Annotated in this window: 24 protein-coding genes; 16 read left to right on the top strand and 8 right to left on the bottom strand. The window is 62.8% G+C overall.

Annotated features, from left to right (window positions below; genetic code table 11):
- Positions 1-8: 8 nt before the first annotated feature.
- Complete coding sequence (locus BO74_RS11435; protein ID WP_496442453.1) at positions 9-743, bottom strand: DUF5655 domain-containing protein; 735 nt, start codon at positions 741-743, stop codon at positions 9-11.
- On the opposite strand from BO74_RS11435, the gene BO74_RS11430 reads away from it, so the two are divergent.
- Entirely contained in the window at positions 736-1050 is a 315-nt protein-coding gene (locus BO74_RS11430) for a hypothetical protein (protein ID WP_496442451.1), read from the top strand. The genes BO74_RS11435 and BO74_RS11430 overlap by 8 nt on opposite strands.
- Positions 1051-1091: 41 nt before the next feature.
- Here BO74_RS11430 and BO74_RS11425 read toward each other — a convergent pair whose 3' ends face one another.
- Positions 1092-1991, bottom strand: a complete 900-nt coding sequence (locus tag BO74_RS11425) for a DMT family transporter (protein ID WP_496442449.1) — start codon at positions 1989-1991, stop codon at positions 1092-1094.
- A gap of 124 nt (positions 1992-2115) precedes the next feature.
- On the opposite strand from BO74_RS11425, the gene BO74_RS11420 reads away from it, so the two are divergent.
- Entirely contained in the window at positions 2116-3171 is a 1056-nt protein-coding gene (locus BO74_RS11420; RefSeq protein ID WP_496442447.1) for an Ldh family oxidoreductase, read from the top strand.
- 61 nt (positions 3172-3232) lie between these two features.
- On the opposite strand, the gene BO74_RS11415 is transcribed toward BO74_RS11420, so the two are convergent.
- Together BO74_RS11415 and BO74_RS11410 are read right to left on the bottom strand one after the other, a co-directional pair.
- Positions 3233-3688, bottom strand: coding sequence for a c-type cytochrome (locus tag BO74_RS11415; protein WP_496442445.1), 456 nt, complete (start codon positions 3686-3688; stop codon positions 3233-3235).
- A gap of 75 nt (positions 3689-3763) precedes the next feature.
- Positions 3764-4279, bottom strand: a complete 516-nt coding sequence (locus tag BO74_RS11410) for a flavin reductase family protein (RefSeq protein WP_496442444.1) — start codon at positions 4277-4279, stop codon at positions 3764-3766.
- 118 nt (positions 4280-4397) lie between these two features.
- Between BO74_RS11410 and mutY the strand changes: the two genes are divergently transcribed.
- The gene (gene mutY / locus BO74_RS11405; RefSeq protein ID WP_496442443.1) at positions 4398-5438 is read left to right on the top strand and encodes an A/G-specific adenine glycosylase; all 1041 of its coding nucleotides are present in this window, start codon (positions 4398-4400) and stop codon (positions 5436-5438) included.
- A 15-nt stretch (positions 5439-5453) separates the two neighbouring features.
- On the opposite strand, the gene BO74_RS11400 is transcribed toward mutY, so the two are convergent.
- Complete coding sequence (locus tag BO74_RS11400; protein ID WP_496442442.1) at positions 5454-7169, bottom strand: response regulator; 1716 nt, start codon at positions 7167-7169, stop codon at positions 5454-5456.
- A gap of 176 nt (positions 7170-7345) precedes the next feature.
- Here BO74_RS11400 and mnmG point away from each other — a divergent pair, with 176 nt between their 5' ends.
- The 13 genes from mnmG (at position 7346) to BO74_RS11335 (ending at position 18660) form a co-directional block, all read left to right on the top strand.
- Complete coding sequence (mnmG, locus tag BO74_RS11395) at positions 7346-9253, top strand: tRNA uridine-5-carboxymethylaminomethyl(34) synthesis enzyme MnmG (protein WP_496442440.1); 1908 nt, start codon at positions 7346-7348, stop codon at positions 9251-9253.
- A complete protein-coding gene (gene rsmG / locus BO74_RS11390) occupies positions 9250-9882 on the top strand; it encodes a 16S rRNA (guanine(527)-N(7))-methyltransferase RsmG (protein ID WP_496442438.1) in 633 nt (210 codons plus the stop codon). The genes mnmG and rsmG overlap by 4 nt, the downstream gene beginning before the upstream one ends.
- A gap of 28 nt (positions 9883-9910) precedes the next feature.
- The gene (locus BO74_RS11385; protein WP_496442437.1) at positions 9911-10711 is read left to right on the top strand and encodes a ParA family protein; all 801 of its coding nucleotides are present in this window, start codon (positions 9911-9913) and stop codon (positions 10709-10711) included.
- Positions 10708-11556: a ParB/RepB/Spo0J family partition protein gene (locus BO74_RS11380; protein ID WP_496442435.1), complete on the top strand. Its 849-nt coding sequence runs from the start codon at positions 10708-10710 to the stop codon at positions 11554-11556. The genes BO74_RS11385 and BO74_RS11380 overlap by 4 nt, the downstream gene beginning before the upstream one ends.
- A 126-nt stretch (positions 11557-11682) precedes the next feature.
- Entirely contained in the window at positions 11683-12072 is a 390-nt protein-coding gene (locus tag BO74_RS11375) for an ATP synthase subunit I (protein ID WP_496442433.1), read from the top strand.
- A gap of 2 nt (positions 12073-12074) precedes the next feature.
- A complete protein-coding gene (gene atpB, locus BO74_RS11370) occupies positions 12075-12944 on the top strand; it encodes a F0F1 ATP synthase subunit A (RefSeq protein WP_496442431.1) in 870 nt (289 codons plus the stop codon).
- Positions 12945-13004: 60 nt separating this feature from the next.
- A complete protein-coding gene (atpE, locus tag BO74_RS11365) occupies positions 13005-13247 on the top strand; it encodes a F0F1 ATP synthase subunit C (protein ID WP_496442430.1) in 243 nt (80 codons plus the stop codon).
- 48 nt (positions 13248-13295) lie between these two features.
- On the top strand, positions 13296-13766 hold the full coding sequence (locus BO74_RS11360) for a F0F1 ATP synthase subunit B (protein ID WP_496442428.1): 471 nt from the start codon (positions 13296-13298) through the stop codon (positions 13764-13766).
- A 5-nt stretch (positions 13767-13771) separates the two neighbouring features.
- Positions 13772-14308, top strand: coding sequence for a F0F1 ATP synthase subunit delta (locus BO74_RS11355; RefSeq protein WP_496442427.1), 537 nt, complete (start codon positions 13772-13774; stop codon positions 14306-14308).
- A gap of 9 nt (positions 14309-14317) precedes the next feature.
- A complete protein-coding gene (gene atpA / locus BO74_RS11350; RefSeq protein ID WP_496442426.1) occupies positions 14318-15856 on the top strand; it encodes a F0F1 ATP synthase subunit alpha in 1539 nt (512 codons plus the stop codon).
- 20 nt (positions 15857-15876) lie between these two features.
- The gene (atpG, locus tag BO74_RS11345) at positions 15877-16743 is read left to right on the top strand and encodes a F0F1 ATP synthase subunit gamma (RefSeq protein ID WP_496442424.1); all 867 of its coding nucleotides are present in this window, start codon (positions 15877-15879) and stop codon (positions 16741-16743) included.
- A gap of 35 nt (positions 16744-16778) precedes the next feature.
- Positions 16779-18179, top strand: coding sequence for a F0F1 ATP synthase subunit beta (atpD, locus tag BO74_RS11340; protein ID WP_496442422.1), 1401 nt, complete (start codon positions 16779-16781; stop codon positions 18177-18179).
- Between the two features lie 61 nt (positions 18180-18240).
- A complete protein-coding gene (locus BO74_RS11335) occupies positions 18241-18660 on the top strand; it encodes a F0F1 ATP synthase subunit epsilon (protein WP_496442420.1) in 420 nt (139 codons plus the stop codon).
- A gap of 49 nt (positions 18661-18709) precedes the next feature.
- On the opposite strand, the gene BO74_RS11330 is transcribed toward BO74_RS11335, so the two are convergent.
- Genes BO74_RS11330 through ubiE form a run of 3 tightly spaced genes read right to left on the bottom strand, consistent with a single transcriptional unit; the run spans position 18710 to position 20914 of the window.
- Positions 18710-19312: a ubiquinone biosynthesis accessory factor UbiJ gene (locus BO74_RS11330; RefSeq protein WP_496442418.1), complete on the bottom strand. Its 603-nt coding sequence runs from the start codon at positions 19310-19312 to the stop codon at positions 18710-18712.
- A 9-nt stretch (positions 19313-19321) separates the two neighbouring features.
- Positions 19322-20161, bottom strand: coding sequence for a Tim44 domain-containing protein (locus BO74_RS11325; protein WP_496442416.1), 840 nt, complete (start codon positions 20159-20161; stop codon positions 19322-19324).
- 12 nt (positions 20162-20173) lie between these two features.
- Positions 20174-20914: a bifunctional demethylmenaquinone methyltransferase/2-methoxy-6-polyprenyl-1,4-benzoquinol methylase UbiE gene (gene ubiE / locus BO74_RS11320; protein ID WP_496442414.1), complete on the bottom strand. Its 741-nt coding sequence runs from the start codon at positions 20912-20914 to the stop codon at positions 20174-20176.
- Positions 20915-20928 lie beyond the last annotated feature (14 nt).

Genomic DNA, 20928 nt, shown 5'->3' with positions numbered 1-20928 from the left:
GCAATCGGCTAGTTTTGGGCCGTTGTGCTATGACCCAGATAGGACATCAAGATCAAAGGCTTGACCGTATCCAGATCTGCCAGGCTTGTCAGAGACAATTCCACGTCGCCAGTACCCCAATGGCCCTGTTGGCTGACGTCACGACCGATGGCAGGCATTGACGATAGCTCTACAGGATTCAGGTGTAGGTAGAGGAGCAGCCGGTTCTTTTGCGCCACCACCGTGGCGAAGTTCTTCAGACGCTTGAACGCCACGTACAGGCGCAGCTCTTTGCGCTGCACATCGTCGCCCAGAGTCATCACGTAGTCTTCCAGCGACGCCAGCAGTTCAGTCAGATGCGCCGGCAGCAGGGGCAACCATTCGGCAAAGGAACGGTCACGAGGCGTCGATTTGGGCGGAGCAACTTCGCCGGCCACCGGCTTGGTCTCGTTGCCGCCGACCGGTTTGCCGTTGGCGCTGCTCGTTGCATTGGCCAGTTCCAGCAACAGCAATTCGTCGCCGAAACAGCGGTAACGGATGAGCTCGATATTGCGGTTGATCTGCTGCACCGCATGCCCGTCGTATTTGGTGAAATCCGCCGCGATGCACACCAGACGCGGCGCGCTCCAATCGATGGCATCGGCCGCCGCCTTGCCGAGCTTGTCCATCGTCAGCAGCTTGAACTCGGCCTGATGGTCCATCAGCCAGTCGAGATAGAACAAGCTCTGGTTGATGACGTTCTCTCCAACCGAACGCTTGTACATCCAGGATCACCGGGCAATTGTTCTCGTCCAGCCCCAACGAATCGATGCGTCCGCCATGGGTCTTTCCGGTGGAGTATTCGGTCGCCAGAAAGCGGATGCCGAGCAAGGGGTCGAGGTTGGCTTCGATCAAGGTTTGCAGCGGTTTTTCCAGATCGGAGGCATCGCCTTGCAGTTCGGTCGCAAGAGATTGCGATGTCCAAAGCTGGGTGCCATCGCCGTCAGTGCGATCAGTCTCTCAGTCGTGGCGCTGATGGGCGTGACGTTCTACCTGATGTTCAGGAAGCCGCAGTCGAAGAAGGGTCGTTGAAAAAGGGTAACAATGGCGCGAAGGGGGCCGTACTCAGGAAGCTACTTTTCGCTCTTGTGGAGACGGCGCACGATCGGTTGCAGCAACTCCTGCTGGTTGATCGCCAGTCCGAGCAGGATCAGCGCCGTGCCGAGGCCCAGACTGGACGTGATGTCCTCGCCGTTCAGGAGGCTTCCGAGCAGCAGCGCCATCACGGGGGTGATCAAGGTGATCAGTGCGATCCGGGTGGCGCGCAGGTGCTTGATCACGTAGTAGTACATGGTGAAGGCGACGGCCGAACCGAACACGCCGAGATAGACGATCGCCATCCCCGAGCGCCAGGGCACGGAGGCCGGGATTTCGCCGCTGGTCGCCAGCCAGAGCAGGGCGAAGCACGGCGTGGCGACGCCTAGCGAGCCGACGGTAGTGGCCAGCGGCGGGCTGTCGTCGCCGATGCGCTTGAGCCAGACGAGACAGGTCGCGTAGAAAAACACGGCGAAGAGCAGCACGGACAGTCCAGTCCTGAAATGCGTGCCGCCGAGACGGGTGCCGTCAAGGAAAATGATGCCGAGGCCGCTCACGCCGAGGAGCATGCCGAGCACCTTCCATGGCGTGATCGCCTTTTCGCCGAGCAGAAAGGTGGCCAGGATGCTGGCCATCAACGGTGAAAGGCCGAAGGTTACCGAGATCAGCCCCGAATGGACGTATCGGGAGCTCCAATAGGTCAAGGCCATCGAGCTGAAAAGACCGAGACCGCCGACGACGTAGGAGTTCAGGGCGCGGGCATGCACGGGAAAGCGGGTTCGCCCGCCGAGAAGCAACACGACCGCGGTTGCCAGCCCGATCACCATGCGTGCCAGCACGGCGAATGCGAAGTTGGTTCCTTGCGTACTCCACTGGATGGTCAGCGGCGTGGTCGACCAGATGAGGATGATGCCGAGGTACGCGGCCGGGACGGGCATGTCGGGAATGCTCCGGGAAATGCATGCGCATGAGGCGTCCGGACGGGCCCTCGACGCGGACGATACAATAGCACTTTTGGCCAGCTCACATGACCGGCTGTAATTACCCCTTTGGGAGATTCACATGACAACTCCGCGCTATTCCGTCGCCTCGCTCAGTCAACTCGCCACCGAACTTTTTACGGCTGCCGGCATGGAGGCCAACAAGGCGCAGGCGGTCGCCGAAGTGCTCGTGACCGGCGACATGGTCGGGCAGCGCACGCACGGCATGGCGCTGTGTCCGCAGTATCTGGAGCAGGTCGAGAAGGGACTGATGGCCACGACCGGCGCGCCAGAGGTCGTCCGCGACTCCGGAGCGGTGTTCGTCTGGGACGGAAATTACCTGCCGGGTCCGTGGCTCGTATCGCAGGCGCTGGAGCTGGCGGCCTCGCGCGTCGCCGAACACGGGGTGGTGACCGCGGTGATTCGCCGCAGCCACCACATCGCCTGCTTGACTTCGCTGATCAAGCAGGCTACCGACCGCGGGCTGGCGGTGATCCTTGCCTCGTCCGACCCGGCCTTCGGCTTCATTGCCCCCTACGGCGGCAAGGAGCCGTTGTTCACGCCGAACCCGATCGCCATCGGCTATCCGGGCACCGAGATGCCGGTGTGGATCGACGTCAGCACCTCGATTACCACCGTCGGCATGGCGCGGCAGAAATCGGCGGCCGATACGCCGTTCGCACATCCCTGGCTGATGGACGCCGAAGGCAACCCGACGAATGATCCGCATGTTCTCGATCCGGGGGCCAACGGTTCCCTGCTGCCGCTCGGCGGGCGGGAGTACGGGCACAAGGGTTTCGGCCTGTCGCTGATGGTCGAGATGCTGACCCACGGTCTGGGCGGCTTCGGCCGTCCGGACAGCGAGAAACGCTGGGGCGCCAACGTCTTCCTGCAGCTGCTCGATCCCGACGCCTTCGCCGGGCGGGAGGCCTTCCTGCGCCAGATGGACTACCTGACCGGGCGGTGTCACGCCAACGCGCCGATCGACCCGGCCAATCCCGTGCGCATGCCCGGCGAAATGGCCCAGCGGCGGATTGCCGAGGCGCAATGTGCGGGCCTCGATGTGGCGCTGAAGGTGTTTGAGGCATTGACCGTGGCGGCAGGGCGCTATGGCGTCGCCATGCCCGCAACGCTGTAACCCGCGGCAAGAAACGAAAAAAAGGGGAGCCCGGGCTCCCCTTCCTGCCGGCAGAAAAAGGCTACCTGGCCTTGCCGACCAGGAGCGCGACCGCGGCCTTGAGTTCGTCGTCGGTCAGGCTGGCATCGCCGGCGCGCGGAGGCATGGCGCCCTTCCCGTTGATCACTGACTGGAGCAGGCTCGAATCACCGAGGGCGATGCGCGGGGCCCATGCTGCCTTGTCGCCGGTCTTCGGCGCACCGGCGACGCCGGTGTCGTGACAGGCCTTGCAGATCGTGGTGAAGACGGCTTCCGCGCTGCGTGGTTTGCCATCCGACGGTGCGACGGCCTTCTTCAGTTCGACGCGGGCGACCGGCTGGATGCGCAACTCGGCCTCGTCGGCGCTCTCCGCCGAGGGGTCACCCTTGCCGATCATCGACAACGGCCAGATGATCACGGTGAGCAGGATGCCGACTGCGATCGAGGCCAGCATGATCGTGCGGGACGAGTTTGCCGAAGACTTGGGTGTGCTTTCCATGATTTTCCCCGCGAAGCTATTAGTGGTTGCGATTCGTTTGACCGAAACGTGATCGTACCGGTTTTTGCTGTTGATTCAATCTGCTTCGTCCATGTCGAGCCAGCAATAGGTGCCGTCGAAAAACACCAGCGGCGAGGTGGCCTCGCCGCGGGCGAAGCGTTCGACGCGCCCGAGGAAGATGACGTGGTCGCCGCCGGGGTAGTGCGCTTCGTGCGTACACTCGAACCAGGCGCAGCAACCGTCGATCAGCGGCGCGCCGCCGGGACCGGTGCGCACCGGCACATCGGCGAAACGGTCGTCGTTGCGCGAGGAAAAACGGTTGGACAGGCCGCGCTGGTCGGCGGCGAGGACGTTGATCGCGTAGCGCTCGGCCTGGCGGAACGCTTCCAGTTTGGGCGAGTTCGTCGACAGGCTCCAGAGGACTAGAGGCGGGTCGAGCGAGACGGAGTTGAACGAGCTGATCGTTACGCCGATCGGCTTCCCTTCCGGGCCGAGTGCGGTCACGATGGTGATGCCGGTAGCGAAACGGCCCAGCGCGTTGCGGAATTCGCGGCTGTTGAATGTGGCGTCAGAGGGAGCGGAGGCGGTCATCGGTCGTCCGGGGCGGAAATAACGGCATGCTAAGATCGGCGCGGATCTAGGAAGTTCAGTACTGCCGCGCCCGCTCGGCGGCCATTATAGACCCGTCATTTCCTGCCTTTGTCGTCTCATGCATGATTCAGCCGTCTCCTTCGCCGCGCGCCTGATCCGCTGGCAGCGCCAGCGCGGTCGTCACGACCTGCCCTGGCAGAACACCCGCGACGCCTACCGCATCTGGCTCTCCGAGATCATGTTGCAGCAGACGCAGGTGGCGACGGTGATTCCCTACTATCAGCGTTTTCTCGAAAGCTTTCCCGATGTGCAAACGCTGGCCGCGGCGCCGGTCGACGCCGTGCTCGAACACTGGGCGGGGCTCGGCTACTACGCGCGGGCACGCAACCTGCATCGCTGTGCACAGGCCGTAGTCGAAAGGCATGGCGGCGCTTTCCCCGCCGATCCGCAGCTGCTTGCCGCCTTGCCCGGAATCGGCCGGTCGACGGCGGCGGCGATTGCCGCGTTCGCCTACGGCACGAAGGCGGCGATCCTTGATGGCAACGTCAAGCGGGTCCTGGCGCGCTGCTTCGGCATCGAGGGCTTCCCGGGGACTGCCGCGGTGGAAAAGGAAATGTGGCGCCTCGCCGAATCACTGTTGCCGGCAACGCAGATCGAAGCGTACACGCAGGGAATCATGGATCTCGGCGCGACCTTGTGCACCCGGGCGAATCCGGCGTGTGGCGATTGCCCGATGGTCGATGTCTGCGTTGCCCTGCGCGACGGACGTCAGGCGGAACTCCCGGTGGCGAAGCCTGGCAAACCCTTGCCCCGGCGGGAAACGTCGGTGCTGGTGCTGACCGATGGTCACCACGTGCTGCTGGAGCGTCGTCCTCCGGCCGGAATCTGGGGCGGGTTGCTGGCGTTGCCGGAAGAGCCGGACGCCGGGGCGGACAGTTTTGCGGCGCGTCACGGCTGCCGGTTGCTGGAAGCCAGTGAACTGCCCGCCGTGCAGCACAGCTTCAGCCATTTCCATCTGACGATCAGGTCGAAACTCCACCGCGTCGAGCGCGAGGAAAACCGGCTCGGGGAACCCGGGTGGACGTGGCTGGCGGTGGATGCCATCGATTCGGCGGCGTTGCCCGCGCCGCTGAAGCGGCTGCTGCTCGGCGCCTTCTGAATGAATCAGGAAGAATCAGGATAAGCCCGGGCCGCGGTTGCCCAGCGGCGTAACCTCGATGCCGTACTTGCGGGCGGCCTGGTAGTACAGCTCGCGCGCGGAAACGACCTTGGCGCTGCGACTGTCCTTGGTTTGTGCCAGTTGCAGGTAGCGCAGCCCGCGTTCGGCCATTTCCTCGTTCCAGCCCTTGCGGGCGAGCAGGGTGAAGATGGCCTTGCTGGCGTTGACCAGAAACTGCAGGTTGGGCACGCGTTCGGCCGCTTCGATCAGCATCCGTACCGCGGCCTCGAGGTCGCCGCTGCGCGCCGCCAGTACCCCGCGGTTGTTCAGTTCGACGATCTCGCGGCCGACCTTGGCGAGCAGCGACTGCCCGGCCTCCTCCTTGCCGGTCTTGGCGAAAACCCCCTGGATCTGGGCGATCATGCCGCGGTCCTCGTGGTTCTCGGCGGCGACCTTGCCGAGGATGGCCTGGGCGTTGGCCTCGTCGCCGGCAGCGAGGCAGGCGTGCGCCAGATCCACGGCGATCTTTTGCGAGAGAGCTGACTTGCTGCCGCCGTCGTGCATCTCCTCGTGCATCGCCAGCGCCTTTTCCAAGGCCTGCCTGGCCTTGGCCGGTTCGCCGGCCTGGTTGGCGCACAGGCTGTCCATGACCAGCGCCGCGAGTTCCCCTTGCGGGTTGCCGCGCCAGTCGCGGCGCAGTTCCTGGGTCACCTTGCGCGCGCCGTCGGTATGGCCGCGGTCGAGCATCACCCGCGTCAGGTTGGTGTAGTCGTCGATGACGCGCAGCGACGACCCCCGATGCCGTTCGAGGACCTTGCCGTAGGCCCGTTCCGCGACGTCGAGCGCGTTGTTGCGTACCGCCACGTCACCGACGACGCGCTGCCGCGTCGAATTGTTCGGCGAGATGGCCGCCGCCTTGAGCAGGGTTTCCTGCGCTTCGCCCAGCCGGCCCATTTCCTCGCGGACGCTGGCGACGAAGTCGTAGGCGGCGAGGTATTCGGGGAAGTCGTCGATCAGCGCGCAGCCGATGTTCTCCGCTTCGGCGAGTTCGTCGAGGCCGCGCAGGGCGATAGCCAGGCCCATGCGCGCCCAGGGTACGACGGCGTGCTCGAGCACCTGCTGGTAGACCGCCTTCGCTTCCTCGTGCCGCCCCAGCGCGTTGAGAATTTCCCCCTTGAAGCGGAGGATGTCGTAGAGGAACTGCTCGTCCGTACCGAGCAGTGACTCGCACGCCGCCAGGGCATCGTTGAACGCGCCGGCGTCGAGATGCCGGAAAACCCGCTCGAAGAAGCGTTTCTTGTACAGCGCCTTGATCAGCCGGGCCTGCAACTGTTCTGCGGTGAACGGCTTGATCAGGTAGTCGTCGGGGGCGAGCTCGGCGACGGAGACGACGTTCTGGTAGCTTCTTTCCGCGGAGACGACCATGTATACGGTCGACAGCGGAATCAGGTGGTTCTGCCGCAATTCCTCGAGCAGCTGCTGGCCGTCGCGCCCGTCGTCGAGGATGTAGTCGGCGAAGATGATGTCGAAGTCGTAGGCCTTGACCTGGCGCAGGACTTCGGTTGTCGTCCCCGCGTTGTGGATGGCGCTGATGTCGAGCGTCGACAGGATCATCCGCAGCGAATTGCGTGCGCTGCTGTGTCGGTCGACGATCAGCACGCGCAAGCGTTCGAGCTCCTTCCCGAGCTTTTTCCGGAGTTCGGCGGTATCGTTGGAATCGGCGGCGCCCATGGGTCAGGCACCTTACGCGACTGCCGCCATCCGATCAAGTTTCGTCGGTCGCCGCCTGGCTGCCGGCCATGCCACGGCTCTTGAAAAGGCTGAAACCTGTTATTTTTCAGCGGATTGGCGTAGAATCCCCGGCCTTCTGCGCAACCCTTCCACCCTTCCCGGACTCTCCAGAACCGATGCAGTATCCAGACCCTTTCGACGTGATCGTGGTCGGTGGCGGCCATGCCGGCACCGAAGCGGCACTGGCGGCCGCGCGCATGGGGGTGAAAACCCTGTTGTTGACGCACAATCTCGACACGCTCGGCGCGATGAGCTGCAACCCGTCGATCGGCGGCATCGGCAAGGGGCATCTTGTCCGGGAAGTCGACGCGCTCGACGGCGCGATGGCCGTGGCCACCGACGAGGCCGGCATCCAGTTCCGCATCCTCAACGCCAGCAAGGGCCCGGCGGTGCGGGCCACCCGCGCGCAGGCCGACCGCGTGCTCTACCGCCAGGCGATCCGCTCGCGGCTGGAAAACCAGCCGAATCTCACGCTGTTCGCCCAGGCCTGCGACGACCTGCTCGTCGAGGGCGACCGGGTCGTCGGCGCGGTGACGCAGCACGGTATCCGCTTCGCCGCGCGTGCCGTGGTGCTGACTGCTGGAACCTTCCTCAACGGCAAGATCCACGTAGGCCTGTCGCAGTCGACCGGCGGTCGCATGGGCGATCCCCCTTCAGTGTCGCTGGCGGCGCGTCTGCGCGAATTGCAACTGCCGGCCGGCCGGCTGAAAACCGGGACGCCGGCGCGCCTCGACGGCAAAACGATCGATTTTTCGGTAATGGCCGAGCAGCATTCGGATGATCCGCTGCCGGTGTTCTCCTTCCTCGGCAACGCGGCGCAGCACCCGCGCCAGTTGCCGTGCTGGGTGACCAGCACCAACGAGCGGACGCACGAGATCATCCGAGGCGGTCTCGATCGTTCGCCGATGTACACCGGTGTCATCGAGGGCGTCGGGCCGCGCTACTGTCCGTCGATCGAGGACAAGATCCACCGATTCGCGTCCAAGAACAGCCATAACGTCTTTCTTGAACCCGAAGGACTGAATACCCACGAAATTTATCCGAACGGTATTTCGACGAGCCTGCCGTTCGACATCCAGCTAGCGCTGGTGCGCTCGATGAAAGGCCTGGAAAACTGCCACATCCTGCGTCCGGGCTACGCCATCGAGTATGACTACTTCGATCCGACCGGCCTGCATGCCACGCTGGAGACGAAGTCGATCCGGGGCCTGTTCTTCGCCGGCCAGATCAACGGCACGACGGGTTACGAGGAAGCCGCCGCGCAGGGCCTGCTCGCTGGCGCCAACGCCGCGCTGCAGGTGACGGGCAAGGAAGCGTGGTCGCCGCGTCGCGACGAGGCCTACCTCGGCGTGCTGGTCGACGATCTGATCACCCGCGGTGTGGCGGAGCCGTACCGCATGTTCACCAGTCGTGCCGAATACCGCCTGTCCTTGCGCGAGGACAACGCCGACATGCGCCTGACCGAGATCGGGCGTCAGCTGGGGCTGGTCGGCGAGGTCCGTTGGGCCGCGTTCTGCGAGAAGCGTGAGGCGATTGCCCGCGAGCAGGAGCGCTTGCGCTCGACCTGGGTGCATCCGGCCAAGGTCGACATGGACGCCGTCACCCGACTGCTCGGCAAGCCGATCGAGCATGAGTACACGCTGTTCGACCTGCTGCGCCGCCCGGACGTGAACTACGCGGGACTGATGTCGCTGAACGTCGGTGATATGCCCGGTGCGGCCGGCATGGCCGACCCGCTGGTGATCGAACAGGTCGAGATCCAGGCCAAGTACCAGGGCTACATCGAGCGGCAGGCCGACGAGGTGGCGCGCAACCAGGCCAACGAGGAAACGCGGCTGCCGGAGGGCATCGATTACACGACGATCGGCGGCCTGTCGGCGGAGATCCGCCAGAAGCTGACCCGGCATTGCCCCGAAACGATCGGTCAGGCGTCGCGCATCCAGGGCATGACTCCGGCAGCGATTTCAATCCTGCTCGTCCACCTGAAGCGGCTGGCGCTCGAAGCGGAGCGCCGCGAGACATGAGTCAGGCGGAGCAACTGGCGCAGGGTGCAGCCGCGATGGGCGTTGACCTGCCCGCCGATCGGCAGGAAAAACTGCTCGCCTACGTGGCGCTGCTCTACAAGTGGAACCGGACCTACAGCCTGACCGCGTTGCGCGAGCAGGAGAAGGCGGTGAGCCATCATTTGCTGGATTCGCTGGCAATCCTGCCGTTCGTTCCGTCGGGCAGCCTGCTCGATGTCGGCAGCGGCGGCGGCACGCCCGGAATTCCGCTGGCCATCGCGCGTCCCGACCTGCAGGTTACCCTGCTCGACAGCAACTCCAAGAAGGCAGCGTTCCTGCAGCAGGCGGTCATCGAACTCGGTCTGGCCAATGTTTCCGTTCACTGCGGGCGCGTCGAACAGTATCATCCGGCGATTGGCTTTGCCGCGATCACCTCGCGCGCCTTCGCCGAACTGGCCGATTTCGTGACGTTGACACGCCACTTGCTGGCGCCCGGCGGCGTCTGGTTGGCGATGAAGGGAGTGTGGCCGCACGAGGAAATTTCCGGCTTGCCCGGCGATGTGCGTGTCGGCGCCGTACATGCGCTGCCGGTACCCGGTATCGATGGCGAGCGGCATCTCGTGGTGATGCACCGCGGCGCTGCGCAGTAGACAGAGCAGGACACAAGGGAGAAACGAGTTGGCAAGAATTCTGGCGGTGACGAACCAGAAAGGCGGGGTCGGCAAGACGACCACTGCCGTCAACCTGTCGGCCTGTCTGGCTGCCCTTGATCAGCGCGTGCTGATGATCGACCTCGATCCGCAAGGCAACGCCACGACCGGTTGCGGCGTGGTCAAGCGCGAAGCGTTGCCGACCGTGTACCAGATCCTGATCGGGCGTTCGACGCTGGAAAAGGCCCGCATCCGTACCGAATTCGGCTTCGACATCCTGCCGGCGAATCGCGAACTGGCCGGCGCCGAAGTCGAGTTGATCGACATCGCCGGAAGAGAGTTCCGCCTGCGCGACGCGCTGGCGCCGGTTGTCGACGATTACGACTTCATCCTGATGGACTGCCCACCGGCGCTCAACATGTTGACGGTCAACGGGCTCGTTGCGGCCCAGGCGGTGATGATCCCGATGCAGTGCGAGTATTACGCGCTCGAAGGGCTGACCGACCTGGTCGCGACACTCAAGAAAGTGCGGGCGAAACTCAATCCGCGGCTGGAGATCGAGGGGCTGTTGCGGACCATGTTCGATCCGCGCTCGACGCTGACCCAGCAGGTGTCGAACGAACTGGTCGGGCATTTCGGCGACAAGGTGTATCGCACGATCATCCCGCGCAACGTGCGCCTCGCCGAAGCGCCATCCTACGGCAAGCCGGTCATCGCCTTCGATCGCCTGTCGAGAGGAGCCCAGGCGTACGGCGCCCTGGCGCAGGAACTGCTCGATCGCCGGGAGGGCTCGCTCCCCGAGGTTGAGGTGCAAGGAGTGGCGGTATGAAGTTGAAGGGACTCGGCCGCGGCCTCGATGCCTTGCTGGGCGGCAACGACGTGGCGGGCAAGGAGCAGCAGCGGACGCTGCCGGTCGGCAGTCTGCAGCCGGGTAAATACCAGCCGCGCACGCGCATGGACAAGGACTCGCTGGAGGAACTGGCGGCGTCGATCCGTGCGCAGGGGCTGATGCAGCCGATCCTGGTGCGACCGATTGCCGGCAGCCTGGGTGACGATCGTTTCGAGATCGTCGCCGGTGAACGCCGCTGGCGTGCCGCGCAGATGGCCGGACTGAGCGAAGTGCCGACGCTGATCCGCGAGATTCCGGACGAGTCGGCGCTGGCCATGGCGCTGATCGAAAACATCCAGCGCGAAAACCTCAACCCGCTGGAAGAGGCGCAAGGCCTGCAACGCCTGATCGACGAATTTTCCATGACGCACCAGCAGGCGGCGGATGCCGTCGGACGGTCGCGGCCGGCTGCGTCGAATCTGTTGCGCTTGCTGCAGCTGGTTCCACCGGTGCAGGAACTGCTGATGTCCGGCGAGCTCGACATGGGGCACGCGCGCGCGCTGCTGCCATTGTCCGGGGCCTTGCAGATCCAGTTGGCGCAGCGTGTCGTCCAGAAGGGGTTGTCGGTACGGGAGGCGGAACGGCTTGTTCAGCATGCATTGAAACTTCCGAAGAAAACCACGGTCGAATCGCCCGACCGCGACGTCCTGCGCTTGCAGGAAGAGCTTTCCGATGCACTCGGCGCGCAGGTCGAAATCAAGACGGGCAAGCGTGGCGCGGGAAAAATACAGATTCAGTTCGCGAGCCTTGATCAACTCGACGGACTCCTGCAGCGGCTGCGTTAATTAATGCGAAACGGAATCCCGTTTTTTGTGCTGCGACAGACGGGGCTTTCTGATATAAGAAGGGATTGCGGAAATCCGTAGCTCCCAGATTTATCTTGTAATGGGACAATGTACAGGGTTATCTTTATGCAGTTGGCGGCTACCTTGATCGCGGTTGTGGGATCGGGGTTATTCCTTGGCCTGGAAGGCGAGGTTCTAGCGGCTGAAGAAGCAATTGTCCTTTGGGAACTGGAGCAGTATTTCAGTTTGCGTGGGGGCGGGTCGGCAGCAATTGGCGGATTGATTTGTGTGATTCCCAACCTGCTGTTTGCGTTGAGATTGAAATTGGTGGCCGGGCGTCGCAAGGCATCGTTTCAGGCCAATTTCATCCTTGGCGAGCTTTTCAAGGTGATGCTGACCGTCGGATTGCTGGTGGTCATCGCGAGGGGCTATCCCGGCGCACATTGGCCGTCCCTGCTGATTGGATTGGCGCTTGCTTCGCAGGCGGTGTTTTTGGCTTTTTTGAAAAAGAACTAGACATGACGACGGCTCATGACGCAGTGGAGGCGGCACCAAACGCAGGGGAATACGTCCTGCATCACCTAGGCAACCTGAATTCATCCGGCCATCCCCAGGCCACGATGTTCGATTTTTCGATCATCAATTACGACACCGTGTTTTTTGCCGTCATCAGTGGCGGACTGATGCTTTTCCTTCTCTGGCTGGTGGCCCGCAAGGCGACTTCGGGGGTTCCCGGGCGCGCCCAGGCGGCAGTCGAGATTCTTGTGGAAATGGTTGGCGGGCAGGCCAAGACGATTATCCATAACGATAACTCGCGGCGATTCGTCGCGCCGCTGGCGCTGACCGTGTTCGTCTGGGTCTTCGCGATGAACTCGATGGACTTCCTGCCGGTAGACCTGTTGCCGATGCTCTGGCAGAAAGCTACGGGTAATCCGCACGCCTACCTGCGCGTCGTTCCCACGGCCGATCTCAACGGTGCCCTCGGCCTTTCGTTGGGCGTGCTGCTGACCTGTTTCTTCTACAACATCAAGATCAAGGGGCTGGGGGGCTGGCTGCACGAACTGATCACCGCGCCTTTCGGCAATCACCCCTTGCTGTACATCCCCAACCTGGCGATGCAGATCATCGAATTCACCGCGAAAACCGTTTCGCACGGCATGCGGTTGTTCGGCAACATGTATGCGGGCGAACTGCTGTTCCTGCTGATCGCTCTGATGGGCATGGCGTTTCCGGCCATGAGCCCCGGAAGCGGCGCGATGCTGTGGTTCGGCCACGTCATCACCGGAACGCTGTGGGCGCTATTCCATATTTTCATCGTCATCCTGCAGGCATTCATCTTCATGATGCTGGCGCTTGTCTACATCGGCCAGGCGCACGATAGCCACTAGGAGACTTCCGGTTTCGCAGTACTGTTCTGTTTGTGTCATTTACCATCTGAAGGAGGAGTTATGGAGCAAGTTTACGGGAATGTGGCTATTGCCTGCGCGATGATCATCAGCCTTGGTGCCGTTGCTGCTTGTCTCGGGATCGCCCACATGGGCGGCAAGTATCTGGAGTCGTCGGCACGTCAGCCCGAACTGATGAACGATCTGCAGGTGAAGATGTTCATCCTCGCCGGTCTGATCGACGCCGCCTTCATTATCGGAACCGGTATTTCCGTCTGGTTTGCCATTTCGACGTTCCTCAAATAAGTCAGTTCTTCCTGACCTTTTCAGTAACTTTCACGGAAGGCAACGGACGTGTTTCTCAACGCTACGCTTTACGCACAGATCACTGTGTTCATCGTGTTTGCCCTGTTTACGGCGAAGTTCGTCTGGCCGCCGATCGCCAAGGCGCTTGACGAGCGGGCCGCGAAGATATCGGAGGGGCTGGCCGAAGCGGAGCGCGGGCGGCAGAGTCTGTCTCTGGCCGCCAAGCGTTCCGCGGATACGATTCGCGAAGGCAAGGAAAAAGCTGCCGAGGTAATCGCCCAGGCCGAACGGCGGGCGGAGCAGATCATCGAAGAGGGCAAGGTGCAGGCGCGCTTCGAGGCCGAAAAGGTGATCGCTTCCGCCAAGGCCGAAATCGAGCAGGAAGCGGACCGCATGCGCGAGTCGCTGCGCAGTCGCGTTGTCGATCTTGCCGTCGCCGGAGCGGAAAGGATTCTTCGCCGCGAGGTCGATGCCAAGGCGCACGCAAACATGCTGGCAGAAATCCAGAAGGATCTCTAACGCTCATGGCCGACACAGTCACCATTGCCCGCCCCTATGCGCTGGCGGTATTTCGTCTTGCCCGGGAGAAACGGGAACTGACCGAGTGGTCGAATCGTCTGCAACGCCTGGTGTTGATCGCGACGGATCCGGAGATGACCAAGGTCATCGGAAATCCCCGCTTTTCTGCGGGGCAGGTGGCCGACCTTTTCGTTTCTCTCTCAGGCGAGGCCGATAGCCGGGAGCTCAAGGCCTTCATCGGGTTGCTCGCCGAAAACGAGCGGTTCGACGTCTTGCCCGAGGTCAGCGAAATCTTCGAGCAGTTCAAGGATGAGGATGAGGGGCTCAAGGATGCGCTGATCACCAGCGCGTTCCCGCTCGATGATGCGCAACTCGCACCGCTGATGACGCAATTGGAAGCGCATTTCGGGTGCCGCCTGCAGCCGAGGATTGAAGTGGATTCGTCGCTTATCGGTGGCGTGATGGTCGCGGTCGGCGACCGAATACTCGATGCCTCTGTGCGTGGCAAGCTCGACGCCATGGCGACAGCGCTTAAGAACTAGGAGAACTAAATGCAGTTGAATCCTTCCGAGATCAGTGAACTGATCAAGAACAAGATTCAGAGTCTGGACGTTGGCGCCGAAACCCGTACCCAGGGGACGGTGGTTTCCCTGACCGACGGTATCTGCCGCATTCACGGCCTGGCCGACGTAATGCAGGGGGAAATGCTGGAATTCCCTGGCGGATCTTACGGCATGGCCCTCAACCTCGAGCGCGACTCCGTCGGCGCGGTCGTCCTCGGCGAATACGAGCACATCAGTGAAGGCGACACGGTCAAGACGACCGGGCGCATTCTCGAAGTCCCGGTTGGTCCGGAACTGCTCGGGCGCGTGGTGAACTCGCTTGGCCAGCCGATCGACGGCAAGGGGCCGATCAACGCCAAGCTGACGGACAAGATCGAGAAGGTGGCGCCGGGCGTCATTTGGCGTAAGTCGGTATCGCAACCGGTGCAAACGGGCCTCAAGTCGATCGACTCGATGGTGCCGATCGGACGCGGCCAGCGCGAGCTGATCATCGGTGACCGGCAGACCGGCAAGACGGCGGTGGCGGTCGACACGATCATCAACCAGAAGGGCAAGGATCTCATCTGTATCTACGTGGCGATCGGCCAGAAGGCCTCGACCGTCGCCAACGTCGTGCGCAAGCTCGAAGAGCACGGCGCCATGCATTACACGATCATCGTCGCAGCCACGGCCGCCGAGTCCGCTGCGCTGCAGTACATCGCGCCGTACGCTGGCTGCACGATGGGCGAGTACTTCCGCGATCGCGGCCAGGACGCCCTGATCATCTACGACGACTTGACCAAGCAGGCCTGGGCCTATCGGCAGGTGTCGCTGCTGCTGCGCCGTCCGCCGGGACGCGAAGCCTATCCGGGCGACGTCTTCTACCTGCACTCGCGCCTGCTGGAACGTGCTGCACGCGTAAACGAAGAATACGTCGAGCGCTTCACCAACGGTGAAGTCAAGGGCAAGACCGGTTCGCTGACCGCATTGCCGGTGATCGAGACGCAGGCGGGCGACGTTTCGGCGTTCGTGCCGACCAACGTGATTTCGATTACCGACGGCCAGATCTTCCTCGATACCGACCTGTTTAACTCCGGCGTGCGTCCGGCCATTGATGCCGGTATTTCGGTGTCGCGGGTTGGCGGTGCTGCGCAGACCAAGATCATCAAGAAGCTCGGTGGTGGCGTTCGTCTGGCGCTGGCGCAATACCGCGAACTGGCGGCCTTTGCCCAGTTTGCTTCCGATCTCGACGAGGCGACGCGCAAGCAGCTTGATCGCGGCCGCCTGGTGACTGAACTGATGAAGCAGCCGCAGTATGCGCCGATGACCGTGGCCGAGATGTCGATCACGTTGCTGGCCGTCAACAAGGGCTACTTCGACGGGATTGAGGTCAGGAAGGCGCTGGACGTCGAGCGACAGATGCAGGCCTTCGTCAAGCAGAAATACGCCAGTCTCGTCGATAAGATCGAGGCGACCAAGGAACTTGATGCCGACGCCGAGCAGGCGCTGTCCAAGGCGATCGAGGAGTTCAAGGCCACGTTGGTCTGATCGTCGGGGAGACAGTTGCCATGGCAAGCGGCAAGGAGATTCGTAACAAGATCAAGAGCGTCGAAAGCACGCGCAAGATCACCAAGGCGATGGAAATGGTCGCCGCGTCCAAGATGCGCAAGGCGCAGGACCGGATGCGCGCGGCTCGCCCCTACGGCGAGAAAATCAGGCGTGTGGCAGGAAACCTGTCGCATGCCCTGACCGACTACAGCCACCCGTTCCTCGAGCCTCGGGAGACCCAGAAGGCTGTCGGCGTCATTGTCGTCACCTCCGACAAGGGATTGTGCGGCGGACTGAATACCAACGTCCTCCGGATGGTTCTGGGCAAGATGAAGGAGTGGGACGCCGAGGGAAAGAAGCTGAAGGTCACCGCGGTTGGAAACAAGGGTTTCAGCTTCATGATGCGCACCGGTGCGGAAATCGTTTCGCACATGGTCGGCCTGGGCGACACGCCGCATCTGGAAAAGCTGATCGGCCCGATGAAGGTGCAGGTCGATGCGTACATGAATGGCGAAATCGACGTGCTCTATGTCGCCTATACGCGTTTCATCAACACGATGAAGCAGGAACCGGTTATCGAGCAGTTGTTGCCGTTGTCGGGCGACCTGGTGGGTGGTAACACCCGCAACCGCTGGGATTACATCTACGAGCCTGACGCGAAGCATGTGATCGACGACCTGCTGTTGCGTTACCTGGAAGCGGTCATGTACCAGGCCGTGGCCGAGAACATGGCCTCGGAGCAGAGCGCCCGGATGGTAGCGATGAAGTCGGCGTCGGACAATGCCAAGAACGTGATCGGGGAGCTCCGGCTCGCGTACAACAAGGCGCGGCAGGCGGCGATCACCAAGGAACTTTCGGAAATCGTCAGCGGCGCCGCGGCTGTCTGACCGACCGAACCAGTTAATCGATTGAGGATACGACGATGAGTCAAGGAAACATTGTTCAGTGTATCGGCGCGGTGGTGGACATCCAGTTCCCCCGCGAAGCCATCCCGAAAGTCTACGAAGCGTTGCTGCTCGACAAGTCCGAGGAGCACGGAGGGTGCGAGGCTGACCTGATGTTCGAAGTGCAGCAACAACTTGGCGACGGCGTGGTGCGCACGATTGCCCTCGGTTCGTCGGATGGCTTGCGCCGCGGGATGAAGGTCAACAATACAGGTGCGGCGATTTCCGTGCCGGTCGGTGACGCAACGATCGGCCGGATCATGAACGTGCTCGGGCGCCCGATCGACGAAGCCGGTCCGATTGCCACCGAAGAGCGTCGCTCGATTCACCAGCCAGCGCCGAAATTCGACGAGCTTTCCCCGTCGGTCGACCTGCTCGAAACCGGCATCAAGGTCATCGACCTGGTCTGTCCGTTCGCCAAGGGCGGCAAGGTGGGTCTGTTCGGCGGTGCCGGTGTCGGCAAGACCGTGAACATGATGGAACTGATCAACAACATCGCCAAGCAGCACAGCGGCTTGTCGGTGTTCGCCGGGGTCGGCGAGCGGACGCGTGAAGGCAACGACTTCTACCACGAAATGAAGGAGTCGAACGTTCTCGACAAGGTGGCGATGGTCTTCGGCCAGATGAACGAACCGCCGGGCAACCGTCTGCGCGTGGCGCTGACCGGTCTGACGATGGCCGAGCGCTTCCGCGACGACGGCCGTGACATCCTGTTCTTCGTAGACAACATCTACCGTTACACCCTGGCCGGTACAGAAGTCTCGGCGCTGCTTGGCCGGATGCCTTCGGCGGTGGGTTACCAGCCGACGCTGGCCGAGGAAATGGGCCGTCTGCAGGAGCGCATCACCTCGACCAAGGTCGGCTCGATCACATCGATCCAGGCCGTGTATGTGCCGGCGGACGACTTGACCGACCCGTCGCCGGCGACGACCTTCCTGCACCTTGACTCGACCGTCGTGCTGTCGCGTGACATCGCCGCGCTCGGTATCTACCCGGCGGTCGATCCGCTCGACTCGACCTCGCGTCAGCTCGATCCGCAGATCGTTGGCGAGGAGCACTACAAGGTCGCACGTGCGGTGCAGATGACCCTGCAGCGTTACAAGGAACTGCGCGACATCATCGCCATTCTGGGCATGGACGAACTCTCGCCGGAAGACAAGCTGAGCGTGTACCGTGCGCGGAAGATCCAGCGCTTCCTGTCGCAGCCGTTCCACGTGGCTGAAGTGTTCACCAACTCGCCGGGCAAGTACGTGCCGCTCAAGGACACCATCAAGGGCTTCAAGATGATTGTCGACGGTGAGTGCGACAACATCCCCGAACAGGCTTTCTACATGGTTGGCAGCATCGAGGAGGCGCTCGAGAAGGCCAAGACCCTTTAAGCGCAATCGGTCAATCGGTCGTCCCGTGCGCCATCGGCGCGCGGGCGCATGAAAGGAAGCCATGCCACTCAGAGTTCATGTAGATGTCGTCAGCGCCGAGGAGCAGATTTTCTCCGGTGAGGCGGAGTACGCGGTATTTCCGGGCGAAGCCGGCGAACTGGGGATCCTGCCGCGGCATTCGCCGTTGCTGACCCGAATCAGGCCGGGAGCGGTTCGCCTGAAACTGCCGGACCGTGAAGAATACGAACTGGTCTATGTCTCCGGCGGGATTCTCGAGGTCCAGCCCACCTTGATTACGCTGCTGGCCGACACCGCGATCCGGGCCAAGGATCTGGATGAGGCGGAAGCGCTCAAGGCCAAGAAAAAGGCCGAGGAAGCGTTGCAAAACCGTTCGGCAGACGTCAGTTACGCCAGTGCCGAAGCGGAACTGGCCCAGGCCATGGCGCAGTTGCAGACGCTCAGGAAGGTGCGCAAGAAGTAGTACCGGCGCCCCGTTTCTTCGGCGAAGGAGCGGGGAGTTGTCCCATTTCCTACTGTGAGGAACGGTGGCCGGCTCGTGCCTCGAGCGATGCGATGCGCTCTTCCACGCCGGATAGTCGGGTAGTGATTTCGCCCAGTTCGCTACTGAAAGCAGCTACCTCTTGGTGCTTCACCAGCACTGCTTGTTCCTCGGAGAGGTAATCGGTCACATTGCGGGTCAGGCTGGCGAAGGCACCTGACTGCCAGGAGGCAAAGGCGCGAGCGCCCTGAACCAGTCGACGCGCGGCAATGCCACCAACCACGGGGTCGAGGTCCCCTTCGACGTCCCAGCTCAGGTTCCGGAAGACGAAACCCAGGCAATCCGCCAGATCCGCCGAGCCGCTGATCTGTGCCGCAGACAAAAGCGCCGCGCGATCGCCCTTTCCTGAAAGTATCCGCAACGGCAGGTCGGCGGGCAGCGTCAGCGTCACCGTGGCCTTGCTGCCTTCGACTGCGCGGCGAAAGAGCCCTTCCGGGCTGATTTCAAGGCTCAGTGCCAGCGGCGGCATCTGCAGTGATACCACTTGGCCGCTGAATGGGGCGAGGTGCTTGCGCGCCCAGTCTTCGGCACCGATGAGGTGATTCAGCGCGGCAAGTGGAACTACAGCCAGCACGGCCTTGCCCTAATTCGTCTGCTGGATGCCGGCGATGGCCCAGCCGCGCGAGTCGTCGACCGGCTTGCTCAGGTGCCAGACCTCGTCGAAAGCCGTCGCCGGCGTGTCGTCGGCTTCGCGGATCATGCCGCTGAAGCGGACACTGGCGATGTGCCTGGTGCCATCGGTGAGCAATTCGAGCAGTTCGGCGTTCAGGGTGACGACATCCGTCTTTTGCCCCGCGTCGCCGCGCTCGGTCATCTGCATCTTGATCTCGGCAAACACCTCCGGCGTGGTGAATTCGCGAACGTCGTCGAGGTTCTTTGCGTCATTGGCGGCTTGCAGGCGAACGAAATTGAGCTTGGCGACGCGCAGGAAGGCTTCGGTATCGAAGTCGCCCGTAACGGGGGCGGCCGCACCAGCGCTCCCCGACACTGCCGGATCGACGCCGTGTTCGGGATGGTTTCCCACGGCGCCGGCATATTGCATCGGCGCCCGGGAAACCTCGGGGCGACGCTGGAGCATCCTGGAGATGGCCATCACGCCCATGACCAACAGCGCGAGCATGAGAAGTCCGCCAAATTCCTGGCTCAGGCCGAAATGCGAAAGCAGAGCACCAAGACCCAGTCCGGCGGCGAGTCCGCCGAGCGGTCCCAGCCAACTGCGGCGCGGTGTCGTCGCTGAGGTGGGCGAGCTTGGCGTACTCGGCGCAATCTGTCGCGAGGGGGCTGGCCGGGGAGCGATCAATTGTCGCTGCATGCCAAACGAACGGCTGCCCCCGAATCGTGCGGCTTCTGCTTCGTTGCCGGTCAAACCGGCGGAGAAGAATACGACCAGAACGGCGATCACCAGGTTCAAGAGAGGTCTCACGGCGTCACTCCATCAGAATTTGAACCCGCGATGCAGGGCAACGACACCCATCGTCAAGTTGAAGTAATCAACGTTCTCGAACCCCGCCTGTTCCATCATCGCCTTCAGCGTGCCCTGGTCCGGGTGGACGCGGATCGATTCGGCGAGATAGCGGTAACTGTCGGCGTCCTTGGTGACCAGTTCGCCGACACGCGGGATGATCTTGAACGAATAGAAGTCGTAGAACGGGGCCAGCGGCTTCCATACGTGCGAGAACTCGAGAACCAGCAGCCGGCCGCCCGGGCGGAGGACGCGGTACATCTCGCGCAAGGCATTGTCCTTGTGCGTCATGTTGCGCAGGCCGAAGGCGACGGTGACGCAATCGAAATAGTCGTCGGGGAACGGCAGCTTCTCCGCGTCGCACTGCGTGACCGGAAGGAGAAAGCCCTTGTCGGCGAGGCGGTCGCGGCCATTGGTCAGCATGGCGTTGTTGATGTCGGTCAGCCAGACCTGACCGCTCTTGCCGACGCGCCGCGCGAATGCCAGCGACAGGTCGCCGGTGCCGCCAGCGACATCGAGAACGCGGTATCCTTCGCGGACACCGCTGCGGTCGATGGTGAATGCCTTCCACAGCCGGTGCAGGCCGCCCGACATGAGGTCGTTCATCAGGTCGTAACGCTGGGCGACGGAGGTGAAAACGCCGGCCACGCGCCGGGCCTTTTCGGCCTCGGCGACCTGTTCAAAGCCGAAATGGGTCTGGTTCTGATCTGTCATGGTGGCTGGCAAAT

It is taken from the genome of Propionivibrio pelophilus DSM 12018 (assembly GCF_059569095.1).
Note: the sequence above shows the minus strand (reverse complement) of the source record. Positions and strands in the feature narration are given on the sequence as shown.